Raw genomic sequence first — 14,946 nt, 5'->3', positions numbered from 1 at the left:
CCCTCAGCCGCACCGTCCCCGGCAGCCCGGCTCGCGGCGCCACGGTTCGGCCGCGCGCTGCAGCCGCGCCGGCAAGTCCGAGCCCGGATGAAAGGGGCCGCACAGCAGACTGACGCAATAGTCGATCACGCGCGCGCGCCCCGGCGGATTCAGCATGCCATGGTCAAGGCCTTCGACGGTCTCGATCTGCAGTTGCGCGAACCCGGCCAGGCCTTCCAGCTTCGGCCCGAAAAAACGGGCCAGCTCGAATGGCCCGGGATCCGCCGGGCCGAACAGCAGGCGCAGGACCGTGCCGCGCGCATCGAGCGCGCGCAGCAGGGCCTCGATCTCCTGCTGCTCCGGCGGCGCCGGCCTGGGCAAGACCGTGGCGGCGTCGAAGCCGGCCCCGCCCTCTTGCTCCGTGGGCGCGCTGCGGCCATGGATCAGCCAGCGTGGCCGGGTAAAGGTCTCCCTGCGCAGCAGGCGCTGCAGGTTCACCAGGACGGCCCCCACCACGCCGGGATGGGCCGCGGCTGCATGCAGGCTGACATTCGCACCGTAGCTCACGCCGAACGTCACGATTTCCCGGTGCCCGTGGGCCTGCAGCCAGTCGCAGGCGGTCACCGCATCGAGATAGCCATCCGGATCGGCAGGTACGGCCGGCACCGCCTGCGCGCCGACCGATGCATCGCCGATGCCACGCACATCGATGCGGAACGAGGCAATGCCGTGCGCGGCAAGTTGCCGCGCCAGCATGACGCTGCCGCGACCGGCGCCCACATGGTGCGTGCCTCCCGAATTGTTGATCAGCACGGCCGGCCGCTCGAGCCGCTGGGCGCGCGGCTCGCACAGCATGCCGAACAGGCCCTGGCCAAAGCGGACCGGCGTTTCCACCCAGTCGCCCGCGCGCAGGCAGGGTTCCACTGCGGCCACGGCAAGGCGTGCCGCCGCCGCGCGATGCCCTTGCCCGACGCTACCGCCGGCCGGCGCCAGGGCAGCGAACCAGTCTGAGACGGCCGCGAAGGTCGCGTCGGGTGGCGTGCAGTACAGCGGATCCTGCAGCCAGCCGACCACTTCGGGAAACGGCGCCGTGCGGACCCGCGCGCCCAGCGCGGCATAGTGCCGCGCCAGCGGTTCGCCCTGCGCCGCACCGGCAATGAAAACATGCGGCGCCGGCGCGCGCCCGGCCTCCAGCAGATCAATCCGCGCGAACGCGTCGATGGCAGCCGCCGGGAAATGAATGCCAAGGATGTCCGTGCCGTCCTGCCGGTGCCCCGGCGCCGTCTGCTCCACCGCGCGCCCGGCCAGCGAGCGCCAGGTCTGCGCGATCATCTTCATCTCGCGCACCAGCATGCGCCCCTGCGCCACGGGCGCGAGCAGCGCCAGCCCGGCGACGTCGAGCCCGCCCGCGCGACGCGCGGCCGCCAGCGCGGCCAGCGATGCCCCGCCACGCACGCCGAGCAGTACGATCTCGCGCGCGCCGGACAAGCGCAGCAGCAGCTTGCCTGCCCCGCCGATCGACGCCACGCACGAATCGACGCAGGACGGCGGCGCTTCATCGCCGGCATCGCATTCGCCCGAATCCCCGGTCCCGGGATAGTCGAACCGCAGCACCGGCACGCCCTGCGCCGCCAGCTGCTCGGCCAGGCGTGCCAGGCCGGCATGGGTCCACAAGGCCTCGTGGCCGATCGCGTTGCACACCAGCAGCGCGCGCGGACCGCGCGCGGCGTGATACCAGCCGAAACATCCGTTGAAATGCAAAGGCGTCATGGACGAACTCCGTGCGCGCCGGGGGCCCGCGGGTACGACGGGAACATGCGGATATCAGAGCGCAAGGGCGTCATTGCGGCGGCGCTCGTTCCCCCCTTCTTTGCCACCAGCCAGGCGCTCGTACCGGGCCAGCAACAGGGCGCGATCGATCTTGCCGTTCACGTTGACCGGAAAGTCGTCGAGACACACGATGCGGTCGGGCCGTGCATAGACCGGCAGGCTTTGCTTGCAGGCGTGGCGGATACGCGCCGTGCGCGCGCCCCTTGCCCCCTGGGCCTCGGCAGCGGGCGCCAGCACGAATGCCACCAGGCCAACCGGCTTGCCGGCCTCGTCCAGCGGCCACGCCAGCACCGCACACTGGGCGCTGCCGCTGGCGGCCTGCACGACCTGTTCGATCTCCTGCAGTTCGATGCGATTGCCACGGATCTTGACCTGCGTATCGATGCGCCCGTGGTAAAGCAGGCCATCGGGCGACGCGCTCACGGCATCGCCGGTGCGGTACCAGCGGCGATAGCTGCGCCCGGGATAGGCGCGCGCAAAGAAGCGCGTGTCGTCGAGCGGGTTGTCCGACAGGTAGCCGCTCGCCAGTTGCAGGCCGCCGACCAGCAGTTCACCTCGCGCGCCCGCTGGCACCGGCACGAGATACTTGTCGGCCACCACGACCTCGATGCCCGGGTAGGGCTGGCCCAGCGGCACCGCGGGGCGCGATGCATCCGCGAGAAATGCCGGCGTCAGCTCGAAGGTCAGCACGATGACCGTCGTTTCCGTGGGGCCGTAGCCATTGACGATGCGCGTGTTCGGCGCTGCCTGCGACCATGCCTGGGCAAGCGTCTTGGGCAGCGCCTCGCCGCCCATCAAGGTCATCTTCACGCTTGGAAAGGCACCCGGCGCCAGCTTGCGGAACTGCTGCAGCAAAGCCAGGACGGAGGGCACGCTGGCCCAGTGGGTGATCTGGTGCTCGCGGATGAAGCCCGCCAGGTAGAGCGGATCCTGCAGCGCCGGCACATAGAGGCAGCCGCCGGTGGCCCAGCACACATGCACGTCGTGCACGGAAAAATCGAAGGTGAGATCGGCGAACTGGCTGAAGCGGCCGCCGGGCTCGCAAGGATAGCGCTGCATGTGCGCGCTGACGTAAGCCACTGCGCTGCCGTGCGGGATCATGACCCCCTTGGGCGGCCCGCTGGTGCCCGAGGTGAAGATCAGGTAGGCCAGGTCATCCTGCGCGACGAGGGCCGGCCAGGGCGGCGGATCGTGAACGAATGGCGCGGACGGGGTCGGCGCATGTTGTGGGTCGCCGCCCGGAGAATCCCACGCTTGCGCATCGAGCATGACGATGCGCAGGTCCGGCGGCAGCAGCGGCATGAGCGCGGCCAGTTGCGGCGCGCAGACATGGTCGACCAGCATGACGCGCGCACCGGAGCGCGCCACGATGGCCGCGTTGCGCGCAGCGGGAAAGCGCGGGTGGATCGGCACGTAGGCCATGCCGGCGGCCAGCACGCCGAGCAGGCCGGCGTAGGCGCACGCGCTGCGATGCGCGAAAAGGATGCAGTTGCGGTTCGCGCCGCCGGCAAACGGGGTCAGCGCGGCGCTGACGCCTTGCGCACGGGCGCGGACTTCCTCGTAGGTGTAATAGCGCCCCTCGACCCACAATGCATGATCAGCCGGGCTCTGCGCGGCCGAATTGAAGAAAAATGCGTGCAGCATCCTGCCTGCCTCCCACCCCTGGGTACCGGCCCGGGAAGACGCCGGCACGACTGCTTCCCCACTGAAATGGCACCGGCTCGCAGGGCCGTGCTCTATCGCCCGCCATTGCTTTCACGGCGCCGCGCTGTCCTGCCAAGGTATGCCGCTTCGCAATTCAAAACAAGCTGCGATGCTTTCAATGTATTGAACCTATACCTACAAGGGGGTAGTCCGAATGGCGGATAGGCGTGTGGCCAATCGCACGCTGGGGCCAAAACGCCGCAGCGTCATATGCCGTGGCGCGGCGGCGCACGCCGCGGCCCGCGGCTCGTTTCGCCATTGTCACGCGAGGCGCGGCCCGTAAGCGGCCGCCGGCACCGGGCGATGGTGGCAGGACGACTGCGCGATGGGCACGCCGGCCCTTCCGCCAGACGGCTTAGTCCACCGAAACAGGCAGTGCGCACAGACATTCGCCAGCCGATTGTGACGTGCCCGACAGTTCAGATCACGCCCTGCCCGCGCAGCGTCCGCAAGGACTCCTGCGTCAGCCCGAGCGCGCCATAGATATCCGCGTTGTGCTCGCCGACTCCGGGGCCGCTGCGCGGCGCAGGCGCGTCGTGTCCGGAAAAGCGCGGCACCACGCAGGGCGCCGGCACGGTGCCGAGGTCGGGATCGGGCAGGCGCACGACGGCCCCGCGCGCCTGGAAGTGGGGGTCGTCCAGGATATCGGCGATGGTGAAGATCTTGCTGAACGGAACCTCGTGCGCCGCCAGCGTGGCGGCGGCGTCCGCATAGGCATGCGCGGCGAACCAGGTGGCGATCTCTGCGTCGAGCGCATCGATATGGCGCACGCGCGAAGGATTGCTGGCGTAGCGCGCGTCCTGCGCCATCGCCGGCTGCCCGAGCGCGGCGCACAGGCGCCGGAAGATCGGGTCGGACGACGCCACCAGCGCTTGCCGCGGTTGGTGATCTTCCAGTAGAGCGACAGATCGCCCTTGACCGGCGCCAGCCCGCGCAGCGGGTCCGAGCCGTCGGGCAGCTCCAGCTTGACCACGTCGGCGCCCATGTCGGCGCACAGCGTGCTTGCGAACGGCGCGGCCACCACGGTGGCCATGTCGAGGATGCGGATGCCGGCCAGCGGGCCGGCGCGGCGGGAAGGCTGTTGAGCGCTGTCTTGTGTCATGTCTTTCTCAGGGTTGCCCGCAGGCCCGGGCAGCGCGGCAGGCGCGGCGGCGCAAGAGGTGGCGGCAGAGGTGGCGGCATGCATCGTGACGGCCCTCAATCCAGCGTGGTGCCGGTCGACTTGACCAACGCGGCCCACCAGCGCGAATCGTTGCGGATCTGCGCGGCGAACTGTTCCGGCGTGTTGCCGACCGGCTCGGCGCCGAGATCGGCAAGGCGCTTGCGCATGGCCTGCGACGCCAGGATCTTCACGCTCGCCTGGTTCAGCCTTGCGATCACCGCCGGTGGCGTGCCGGCCGGTGCCATCAGGCCCTTCCATGCGGTCACCACGAAGCCCTTGACGCCGGCTTGCTCGGCGGTCGGCACGTCCGGCAGCGCGCTTGCGCGCTGCTCGCTCGCCACCGCCAGCGCGCGCAGCTTGCCGGATTGCATATGCGGCATCAGCGCGGGCATGTTGTCGATCATGAGGTTGATGTGGCCGGCGATGAGGTCGGCCACCGCCGGGCCGCTGCCCTTGTAGGGCACGTGCTGGAGCTTGAGGCCGGTGAGCTGGTTGAACAGCTCGCCGCCGAGCTGGGCCGGCGAGCCATTGCCGGGCGAGCCGAAACTGAGCTGCGCGGGATGCGCCTTGGCATAGGCGATGAATTCCTTCAGGTTGCGCACCGGCAGGCCCGCGTTCACCACCATCAGGTTGTGCTCGCGCACCAGCATGACCACGGGTGCCAGGTCGCGCGCCGGGTCGAACGGCATCTTGGCGTAGAGACTGGGATTGATCACCGTGGGACCGGCGGCGGCCAGCAGCAGCGTGTAGCCGTCCGGCGCCGCGCGCGCGACGAGCTCTGCGCCGATATTGCCGCCGGCGCCGGGCCGGTTCTCCACGATCACCGTCTGGCCGAGTTCGTCCTTGAGGCGCTCCGACAACAGCCGCGCCAGGATGTCGGTGGAGCCGCCGGGCGCGAACGGCACCACCAGCCGGATCACCTTGCCGGGATACGGCGCGTCCGCCAGCGCGGGCCGCAGCGGGACCAGCGCGCCCAGCAGCATGGGCAGGGCGGCGAGAATGTGTTTGATCATGGTGTCTCCTCGGACGATGGGCGCACGCCGCGGGCAGGCTCAGCCGCGCGCGGCGGCAAGCGCGAGCGTGCGCTTGGCGATATTGAGCTGGTGGATCTGGCTGGTGCCTTCGTAGAGGCGGAACAGCCGCACGTCGCGATAGAAACGCTCGATGCCGAAATCGGCGATATAGCCGTAGCCACCGAACATCTGCACGCAGCGGTCCGCCACCCGACCGCACATTTCGGACGCAAAGTATTTGCAGATCGACGCCTGCATGGTCACGTCCTCGCCGCGGTCGCGTGCGCGCGCCGTTTCCAGAACCAGCGCGCGCGCGGCGTGGATCTCGGTCTGGCAGTCGGCGATCAGGGCCTGCACGAGCTGGAAATCGGCCAGCGGCTGGCCGAACTGGCGGCGCTCGCTGACGAAGCGCACGGCTTCGTCGAGCATGCGGATGGCGGGCCCCGTGCACAGTGCCGCCAGGTGGATGCGTTGCTTGTTGAGCACCTTCATCGCGGTGCGGAAGCCCTGCCCTTCCTCGCCACCGATCAGGCTGGCGGCCGGCACGCGGCAATCCTGGAAATGCACTTCGGACACGGGCGATCCGGCCTGCCCCATCTTCTGGTACGGCTGGCCGGTGCTCAGGCCCGGCGTGTCGCGCTCGACCAGGAACGCGGAGATGCCGGCGGCGCCGCCGCGCTCCGGGTCGGTGCGCGCCAGCACGGTAAACAAGCCGGCGATGGGCGCATTGGTGATGAAGCACTTGCTGCCGTTGAGCACGTAGTGATCGCCCTCGCGGCGCGCGGAAGTACGCAGCGCTGTGGCGTCCGAGCCGGCCTCGGGCTCGGTGAGCGCGAAGGCGCCGGTGAGCGCGCCGCTGGCCAGCAGCGGCAGGTAGCGCTGCTTCTGCTCGGGCGTGCCGTCGGCCACCAGCGCTTCCGAGCCGATGCCGGTATTGGTGCCGACGCGCGCGCGGAACGCCACCGAGCACTGCGACAGCTCGATGGCGGCCAGCACCAGTTCCTCGGTGGTCATGCCCGCGCCGCCGTAGGCCTCCGGAATGGAATAGCCGAACAGGCCGGCCCCGGCCATCTCGCGCACCAGTGCCGCCGGCACCTCGTCGCGCGCGGCCACCTCGGCCTCGCGCGGCACCAGCCGTTCGCGCACGAAACGGCGCAGCTCCGCCAGGAAAGGCTGGAAGGTTTCCGGGTCCCTGATCATCTGTCTGTCTCCACTGTTCTTTCCGCCCTGGGGGGACGGTGTGCGAAGCAGCGTAGTAAGCGGCGCGCGGAAACAGGACCGTTGTTTCGCTATCTTGAACCCCAGATCCGCCGCGCGAGGCGGCGATGGCTATGATGGAGGCTCGTTCCCCACAGCCCTGCCGCCCATTCATGCCAAGCCGCCCGCATCATCCCGATCCGGCCTTCGCCACCACGCTGGCGCACGGGCTGGCGCTGCTGCAGTGCTTCCGCATGGGCGAGCCGGTGCTGAGCAACAAGGAGCTGGCCGAACGCACCGGGCTGTCCAAGGCCACGATCTCGCGCCTCACCTACACGCTGGCCGCGCGCGGGCTGCTGCACTACGACGGCGAACTGCGTCGCTACCGGCTCGGCACCACCACGCTGTCGCTCGGCTATCCGCTGCTGGCCAGCATGCGCGTGCGGCAGCTGGCGCGGCCGCTGATGAAAGCGCTCGCCGACCGCGTCGGCGGCTCGGTCTCGCTCGGCCTGCGCGACCGCTTGGAGATGGTCTATGTGGAAACCAGTCGCGGCCATGAAGCCATCGCGTTCCGGCCCGACATCGGCGCCACGCTGCCGATGCTGGCCACGGCGATGGGCCGCGCCTGGCTGTGCCGGGCGCCGCAAGATGCACGAGAGAGCGTGCTCGCGGCCTTGCGCGAGACCGAGCCCGCGCAGTGGCGCGAACACGGCGCGGCGCTGGAAGAGGCCGCGCACGACCTGGCCACGCGAGGCTTCTGTCTTGCGCGCGGCGAATGGCAGTCAGACGTGCATGCGGTCGCGGTGCCGATGCACGAGCCGATCGACGGGGAGATCCTGGTGTTCAACTGCGGCGTGCCCGGCGCGCGCATGGCGCCGCGCAAGCTCGAACGCGACATGGGCCCGCGGCTGCTGCGGCTGGTGCACGGCGTCGAAGCCGCACTGGCAAAGGCATGACGATGCAGCCTGCAGGGCAAACCGGCGAACGCGACCGCCAGTTCGCCAGCACGCTGGCCCGCGGCATCGACATCCTGCTGGCCTACCGGCCCGGCGAGGCCCTGCTCGGCAACGCAGACTTCGCGCGGCGCGCGGGCCTGTCGAAATCCACCGTGGCGCGGCTCACGCACACGCTCTGCGCGCTGGGCTACCTGCGCCACGATGCGGCGCTGGGCAAGTACCGGCTAGGTGCTGCCGTGGTGTCGATGGGCTATCCGCTGCTGGCGGGCATGCAGGTCCGCCAGATCGCGCGACCGCTGATGAAAGCGCTCGCCGACCACGTCGGTGGCGCCGTGTCGCTGGGCATGCGCGAGCGCACGCGGATGATCTACGTGGAGACCGCGCGCTCGACCGACAGCCTGGTGGTCACGCCCGATATCGGCGCGGCGCTGCCCATGCTCGCCACGGCGATCGGGCGCGCCTGGCTGGCCCGCGCGCCGGCCGCGGAGCGCACGGCGGTGCTCAACCGGCTCAGGCTGGAGGATCCGGAGATGTTCCGGCGACTCGCACCGGCGGCGGAAAGAGCCCGGCAGGATTTTGCGCGGCGCGGCTATTGCATCAACCGCGGCGAATGGCGCGATGAGGTGTACGGCTTCGCGGTGCCTTTGCTGCAACCCGTGGACGCGCAACTGCTCGTGCTCAACTGCGGGGTGCCGGCACGCGCGGGCAGCTTCGCCGCGGTCGAGAAGGACGTGGCGCCCCGGCTGGTGACGCTGGTGCAGACGGTCGAAGGCCTGCTCGGGATGCGCTGAACGACAGAGACGCTGCGTGGCAGCGTCCCTGTCCTGTCACCGGCGACAGGACGCCGGTGACAGGACGCCGGCTAAGCCCGGCTAACCCGGGCCAACCCTGGCCAACGCTTAACTGACGCGCTCCAGCACTGCGGCAAAGAAGCCGTCGGTCTGGTGCACGTGCGGATAGAGCGCCAGCATTTCGGCATCCTCGGGCAAGCCCGGCACCACGATCTTCTGCTCGGCCAGCACCTGCGAGGCCGGCACCAGGCGGAAGCCCGGATGCGAGCCGAGGAAACCGCGCACGATGCCCTCGTTCTCGGCCTCCAGCACGCTGCAGGTGGCATAGACCACGCGCCCGCCGACCTTCACCAGGCGCGCGGCGGACTCGAGGATCGATGCCTGCTTGGCGGTCAGCTCCAGCACCGACTGCGGCGACTGGCGCCACTTCAGGTCCGGATTGCGCCGCAGCGTGCCGAGGCCGCTGCAGGGCGCGTCCACCAGCACGCGGTCGATCTTGCCGGCCAGGCGCTTGATCTTGGCGTCGTGCTCGGAATCGATCTGCACCGGATGCACGTTGGACAGCCCGCTGCGCGCCAGGCGCGGCTTGAGGTTGGCCAACCGCTTCTCGGACACGTCGAATGCGTAGAGACGGCCGGTCGAGCGCATCAGCGCGCCCAGCGCCAGCGTCTTGCCGCCCGCGCCCGCGCAGAAATCGACCACCATCTCGCCGCGCTTGGGTGCAACCAGGTTGCACAGCAACTGGCTGCCTTCATCCTGCACTTCGACCAGGCCATTGACGAACAAGGGCAGCTGGTTCAGCGCAGGCTTGCCAGCCAGGCGGATGCCCGCGGGCGCCATCGGCGTGGCCTCGGCCTTCAGGCCTGCGGCCTCCAGCTCGGCCAGCGCGGCTTCGCGCGAGGTCTTGGCCAGGTTGGCGCGCAGGTCCAGCGGAGCCGGGCGCAGCCAGGCATCGCCCAGCGCTTCGACGAAGGCCGCGTCGTGGCGCGCCGCGAGCTCGTCGAACAGCCACTCGGGCAGGTTGGCGCGCACGCGCGGGGCCAGGCTGGCGCGTTCGATGGTGGTCAGCCGGTCCAGCCACTCGCCTTCCTCGGGCAGCAGGAAGGGGGTCAGCACGTCGCGGCCGAGCGTGGCTGCCAGGCCCAGCAGGGCGAGGCGGCGCTGCGAGGCGCCCGTGCCGGAAGCGGCGAACTGCGAGAACTCGACCCGCCGGCGCAACACCGCGAACACGGCTTCGGCGATGATGCCGCGCTCGCGGTGCCCCAGTTTCGGGTTTTCGCGGAAGTAATAGCTCACCACCACGTCGGACGGGCGCGTGAACATCAGCACCTTGCCCAGCAGGCGGTCGATGTGCTGGATATGGACGGCGTGCAGGCCGCCGTGCGGCGCGCGGCCCTGCTGCGGCGCGTGGCCGTCGCGGCTGTCGCTGGTGCGCGCGGCCTGGCGGATCGGCGTGGCCTTGCGCTTGTTGCGGACGGGCTGGCGTGCCCCTGCGGTATTCCGGCTCATGACTGCACCTCCTTAGCGGCAGCAAAGGCCGTGAAAAGCTGGGATTCGGCGGGGTCGACGCTGACCACGCCGGCATGCACGCGCAGCCGGTCCTCGACGAACCAGCGCACTGCGCGCGGGTAGATTGCGTGTTCGGCCGGCAACAGGCGCTCGGCCAGGCTCTCGGGCGTGTCGCCGGGCAGCACGTCGAGCGCGGCCTGGACGATCACCGGGCCGTGATCGAGCTCGGGTGTGACGAAATGGACGCTTGCGCCATGCACTTTGACGCCTGCCTCGATGGCCTGGCGATGCGTATGCATGCCGGGAAAGCAAGGCAGCAGCGAAGGATGGATATTCAGCATGCGCCCCGCATATTTGTCGACAAACCCCGGCGTCAGGATACGCATGAAGCCGGCCAGCACGACCAGATCGGGGGCATGGGCATCGATGGCAGCACCGAGCGCCGCGTCAAAAGAGGCGCGATCTGCATATTTCTTGTGATCGACCACGCCGGTCGGCACGCCATGATCGGCGGCGAACTGCAGGCCTTCGGCATCAGGCCGGTTGGACAGGACGGCCGCCACGCGCGCCGGCCAGCCCTCGGCGGCACAGGCGCGGACGATGGCTTCCATGTTGGAGCCACGCCCTGAAATCAGGATAACGATATTTTTCATCGCGCAATTCTACCAAGGGAGGACCCGTACACGACCAAAGCGAGCGCATTAGGCACTTAAAACACGCTAAACCCCCGTCGGCGCAACGATTTGCATGGCCTGCGCGCAACGGTGTTCCTTGTCGCATGATTGTGACGCCTCGCCCGCTCTGCTAGAGTGGCTGCTATCGTCCACGCGCAGACCGTTTCACGCGGCTTCAAGTGACAACAAGGACGAAGTGAGAAATTAGACGGGATATCGCATGTCGAACGCTGCACCGACCTTGCTGGTGGTCGATGATCATCCAATGGCCTTGTCCGGCACCACCGCCTTCCTGGCGGAAGTGATGCCCGACGTCGCGGTCCATGCCGCCGGGAGCGCCAAGGAGGCGCTCACCACCTTGCAACAGGGGTTGCGCCCGGACATCGTGCTGCTCGATATCTGGCTGACGGACGGCACCGGCTTCGATGCCATGCAGGCGCTCAAGACGCTGGTCCCCTCCGCGCGCTTCATCTTCATGTCGGCCGAAGCCACGCCCGAGATCGTGGGCCGTGCGCGCGCGCTGGCCGCCTACGGCTTCGTCGGCAAGCACCTCGACGCCAATGCCTTCACCGCGGCGGTACGCAAGGTGCTGGCGGGCGACACCTCCTTCCCCTCCGACGAAGCCCTCAACGGCCGCGCCCAGTCCTTCGGGCCGGCCCACGGCATTCCTGTCACTCCGGCCGAACTGGGGCTGACCCCGCGCCAGGGCTCGGTGCTCGCGCTGGTGCTCGAAGGCCTGCCCAACAAGGTCATCGCACGGCGCCTGGGACTGACCGAGAACACCGTCAAGGAACACGTCTCGGCCATCCTGCAACGGCTCGGCGTGCGCACGCGCATGCAGGTGATGTCGCGCATGGAGCGGTTCCGCCTGCGCCAGTAAGCGCACGAAGCCCGGCGGATCGGGCCGGGAAGCACGATCAGCACGATCAACTCGATCAGCGCGATCGGATATCTGCATGATCGGAATGTTCGGAACAAGGCGAAGCGCTGGGCGTGCAACTTTGCAAACGGCGCTGGCCGTGGCCGCGTAACGCGGCGCCGGGACCTTCCGATGGCGCCTGTCAGGCCGGGCGCAGCCAGCGCCGCAGCAACAGGCGCAGCGCCGCCGGATCGACCGGCTTGGGCAGCACGAAGTAGCCGGCTTCCTCGGCCGCCGCCAGCGCGTCGGATTTCAGGTCGCCGGACAACAGCGCGCTGCGCGCCTGCGGCTGCGTGTTCTGCCAGCGCTCGAGCAGGTCCAGGCCATTCTCGCTGCCAGGCAGGCGCAGGTCGCAGAAGATGATGTCCGGCTTGAGCCCCTGCCCGAACAGGTGGTCGGCGTCCGCGCCGTGGGCCGCGCAGGCTACCTCGATACCCCAGGCTTCCATCAGCGCGATCCAGGCCTTGCGGATCTGCGTATCGTCGTCCACCACCAGCACGGTGCCGCGCAGGCGGTCCGGCTTGGCGTCCTCGGCCTGCGCCGAGGCGCGCACGGCCCGGATCGTGGCGACGGTCTCGGCCTCCACCGGCGCCAGCGAGAACCAGAATACCGACCCCCGCCCCGGCACCGAGCGCACACCATAGGTGCCGCGCATCAGGCGCACGCACTCCTTGAAGATGGCCAGCCCCAGCCCCAGCCCCTGGGACGGATCGCGCTGCGGGTTATGCACCTGGTAGTAAGGCGAGAAGATATCGGGCAGGTGCTCCGGCGTGATGCCGGCGCCGGTGTCCCACACCTCCACGCGGATATGCTTGCGGCGCTCGCGCGCGGTCACCAGCACGCCGCCGCGGCGCGTGTAGCGCAGCGCGTTCTGCACCAGGTTGAACAGCGCGCGGCGCAGCAGCACCGGCTCGGCCATGGCATACAGTTCCTCAGGCACGCGCGGCGTCAGCGTCAGCCCGCTTTCGCGCGCATCCGCGGCGAACTGGCTCATCACCTCGTTGATGAGATGGCCGAGTTCGCACGGCTCCAGCGTGGGCAACACCTTGCGGCCTTCGAGCTTGGACAGGTCCAGCAGCGAGCGGAACAGCAGGTCGATGGTCTGGGTGCCGGCCGCCACCTGCTCGACCAGCGGATGCAGCGAAGACGACTTGTTGCGCGCGCGCAGCGCCTCGACCAGCATCACGAGCGCATGCACGGGCTGGCGCAGGTCATGGCTGGCGGCGGCGAGGAAGCGGGATTTCTCCTCGCTGGCGTGCAGCGCCCTTTCCTTTTCTTCCTGGAACTGCTTGGCCAGTCGCCGGCTGTCGCTTTCGAGCTGGATCGCCCGCACCAGCGTGCGCTGCAGGTTCAGCGCATGGCGCGTGAGCATGATGGCGTAGACCATCAGCAGCAGTTGCACGTAGGTGCCGTGACCGGGAAATGCATAGTCGGCCAGCAGGATATTGGGCACCAGGATCGGGACGCCGGCGTAGACCAGGTTCGACGGCACCGGCGACTGGGCGGTGACCCCGCCCGCCAGCACGCCGAGCGCCAGCAGGTACAGCACGCTGGAGAACACGGTCGAGCCGGTAAAGAGATGCAGCAGGGCGGAGCTGCCCCAGGTCAGGCCGGTCAGGAAGGCCATTGCCCGCATATTGGCCCACCACTTGCGCGTATGCGCCGAGCGGCTCATGGTGGCGCCGTCGCGCAGGTAGCCGAAATAGAACCAGCCCGTAGCGGTGGTCAACACCAGCATCACGCCGCACCAGCCCAGCAGCGCGGCATGGTCGGCAGCGGACCAGAAGGCGATCGCGGTCAGGACCGGCAGCACCAGCGAGGCGACGATGGCGGTGGGAGAGACGCGGTGGATGGTCGCCAGCAGCTTGGCCCGCGTGTCGGTATCGAGCGGAGGCCCTGGCGGCGGCAGGATTCGGTTGAGCAGCGCGATCAAGGGAAGGGCTGGGGCGTCGGAAGCGATCCGCCGTATCATGCCGCCTTTTGGGGCGCGGCGCCACGCCGATGGGTCGATCCGTGCACAAAAACGCCAGCTCCCGGCCCCGCTGCGGCGCGGCCGGGCGAAACTTGCCCCCCATTCGCCTTATAATGCTCGCTTTATCCGAACGCCTGACGCCGTCCTCGTGAAAGTCTTCCGTGGCCTGCCCAATGCCGAGAGCCGTGCGCCCTGCGCCCTCACCATCGGCAATTTCGACGGTGTCCACCGTGGCCACCAGTCGCTGCTCGCCCGCGCGCGCGCGGCGGCAGACGCGCGCGGCCTGCCGCTGTGCGTGATGACCTTCGAGCCGCACCCGCGCGAGTTCTTCACCCCGGACAAGGCGCCCACGCGCATCGCGCTGCTGCGCGACAAGCTCGAGAGCCTGCGCCGCAACGGGGTCGACCGCGTCGTCGTCGAGCATTTCAACGCCCATTTCGCCGCCCAGTCTCCGCAAGCGTTCGTGGAGAACGTGCTCTGGCATGGCCTGCACACGCGCTGGCTGCTGGTCGGCGACGATTTCCGCTTCGGTGCCAAGCGTGCCGGCGACTTTGCCTACCTGCAGCAGGCCGGCGGCCAGTTCGGCTTCGACGTGGAACAGATGGGTTCGGTCTCCGAAGGCGGCGTGCGCATCTCCAGCTCCGCGGTGCGCCAGGCGCTGGCCGACGGCGATCTCGAGCATGCGCGCCGCCTGCTCGGCCACGGCTACGCCATCAGCGGCCACGTGATCCATGGCCGCAAGCTGGGGCGCGACCTCGGTTTCCCCACCCTCAACCTGCGCATCTCCCACAAGCGGCCGGCGGTCAGCGGCATCTTCGTGGTGCAGGTGCACGGGCTGGGCGAGCATCCGGTACCGGGCGTGGCCAGCATCGGCGTGCGCCCGACCATCGAGGATGCCGGCCGGGTCCTGCTGGAAGTCCACCTGTTCGACTTCAGCGAGAGCATCTACGGCAAGCTGGTGCGGGTCGAATTCATGAAGAAGCTGCGCGACGAGGCCCGCTTCGACGGCCTCGAAGCGCTGACCGCGGCCATCGCCAAGGACAGCGCGGACGCCCGCGCCTTCTTCGGCCTGACCGCGCCGGGCTCGCCCGCGGGCACCACGCTGGCAGCGGGCGGGCGCGACTTCGCCACTTCCGCCACCGACCGAATTAGCTAGCGCCCCGTTCCCGCGCAGCGGGACCCGGGTCGCTACCCCTTCAAAACCGTGGCTTCCCCGCAGCCTGCCCACGCCGTACCGCGC

Annotated in this window: 11 protein-coding genes and 1 pseudogene; 4 read left to right on the top strand and 8 right to left on the bottom strand. The window is 69.5% G+C overall.

The genetic code is table 11. The annotated features are described in order from the left end of the window. Positions 1–3: 3 nt before the first annotated feature. The 5 genes and pseudogenes from AB4Z48_RS24035 to AB4Z48_RS24015 form a co-directional block, all read right to left on the bottom strand. The gene (locus tag AB4Z48_RS24035) at positions 4–1,749 is read right to left on the bottom strand and encodes a serine aminopeptidase domain-containing protein (RefSeq protein WP_441618566.1); all 1,746 of its coding nucleotides are present in this window, start codon (positions 1,747–1,749) and stop codon (positions 4–6) included. A 54-nt stretch (positions 1,750–1,803) separates the two neighbouring features. Continuing rightward, the gene (locus AB4Z48_RS24030; protein WP_441618565.1) at positions 1,804–3,453 is read right to left on the bottom strand and encodes an amino acid adenylation domain-containing protein; all 1,650 of its coding nucleotides are present in this window, start codon (positions 3,451–3,453) and stop codon (positions 1,804–1,806) included. Positions 3,454–3,932: 479 nt separating this feature from the next. Further along, a pseudogene (locus AB4Z48_RS24025) lies at positions 3,933–4,615 on the bottom strand (CoA transferase). Between the two features lie 95 nt (positions 4,616–4,710). Then, positions 4,711–5,688: a Bug family tripartite tricarboxylate transporter substrate binding protein gene (locus AB4Z48_RS24020; protein WP_441618563.1), complete on the bottom strand. Its 978-nt coding sequence runs from the start codon at positions 5,686–5,688 to the stop codon at positions 4,711–4,713. Between the two features lie 39 nt (positions 5,689–5,727). Continuing rightward, a complete protein-coding gene (locus tag AB4Z48_RS24015) occupies positions 5,728–6,888 on the bottom strand; it encodes an acyl-CoA dehydrogenase family protein (RefSeq protein WP_441618561.1) in 1,161 nt (386 codons plus the stop codon). Between the two features lie 170 nt (positions 6,889–7,058). Here AB4Z48_RS24015 and AB4Z48_RS24010 point away from each other — a divergent pair, with 170 nt between their 5' ends. Together AB4Z48_RS24010 and AB4Z48_RS24005 are read left to right on the top strand one after the other, a co-directional pair. After that, the gene (locus tag AB4Z48_RS24010) at positions 7,059–7,841 is read left to right on the top strand and encodes an IclR family transcriptional regulator (RefSeq protein ID WP_441618559.1); all 783 of its coding nucleotides are present in this window, start codon (positions 7,059–7,061) and stop codon (positions 7,839–7,841) included. Continuing rightward, complete coding sequence (locus tag AB4Z48_RS24005) at positions 7,838–8,632, top strand: IclR family transcriptional regulator (RefSeq protein WP_441618557.1); 795 nt, start codon at positions 7,838–7,840, stop codon at positions 8,630–8,632. The genes AB4Z48_RS24010 and AB4Z48_RS24005 overlap by 4 nt, the downstream gene beginning before the upstream one ends. A gap of 108 nt (positions 8,633–8,740) precedes the next feature. On the opposite strand, the gene AB4Z48_RS24000 is transcribed toward AB4Z48_RS24005, so the two are convergent. Together AB4Z48_RS24000 and purN are read right to left on the bottom strand one after the other, a co-directional pair. Further along, the gene (locus AB4Z48_RS24000; RefSeq protein ID WP_441618555.1) at positions 8,741–10,141 is read right to left on the bottom strand and encodes an RsmB/NOP family class I SAM-dependent RNA methyltransferase; all 1,401 of its coding nucleotides are present in this window, start codon (positions 10,139–10,141) and stop codon (positions 8,741–8,743) included. Continuing rightward, positions 10,138–10,794 carry a phosphoribosylglycinamide formyltransferase gene (gene purN, locus AB4Z48_RS23995; RefSeq protein ID WP_441618553.1) on the bottom strand — a complete coding sequence of 219 codons (657 nt, stop codon included), beginning with the start codon at positions 10,792–10,794 and terminating at the stop codon, positions 10,138–10,140. Before purN ends, AB4Z48_RS24000 begins: the two co-directional genes overlap by 4 nt. A gap of 241 nt (positions 10,795–11,035) precedes the next feature. Here purN and AB4Z48_RS23990 point away from each other — a divergent pair, with 241 nt between their 5' ends. After that, complete coding sequence (locus AB4Z48_RS23990) at positions 11,036–11,695, top strand: response regulator (RefSeq protein ID WP_441618551.1); 660 nt, start codon at positions 11,036–11,038, stop codon at positions 11,693–11,695. Between the two features lie 181 nt (positions 11,696–11,876). Here the strand turns inward: AB4Z48_RS23990 and AB4Z48_RS23985 are convergent, their stop codons facing one another. Then, a complete protein-coding gene (locus AB4Z48_RS23985; protein WP_441618549.1) occupies positions 11,877–13,706 on the bottom strand; it encodes an ATP-binding protein in 1,830 nt (609 codons plus the stop codon). Positions 13,707–13,854: 148 nt separating this feature from the next. On the opposite strand from AB4Z48_RS23985, the gene AB4Z48_RS23980 reads away from it, so the two are divergent. Next, positions 13,855–14,862 carry a bifunctional riboflavin kinase/FAD synthetase gene (locus AB4Z48_RS23980; protein WP_441618547.1) on the top strand — a complete coding sequence of 336 codons (1,008 nt, stop codon included), beginning with the start codon at positions 13,855–13,857 and terminating at the stop codon, positions 14,860–14,862. The last annotated feature ends 84 nt before the right edge of the window (positions 14,863–14,946 follow it).

Origin of the sequence: Cupriavidus sp. 2TAF22 (genome assembly GCF_052115045.1) — a bacterium.
Taxonomy (GTDB): Bacteria; Pseudomonadota; Gammaproteobacteria; order Burkholderiales; family Burkholderiaceae; genus Cupriavidus.
The sequence above is the reverse complement of the archived record's forward strand: the minus strand, read 5'-3'. Positions and strand labels throughout refer to the sequence as shown.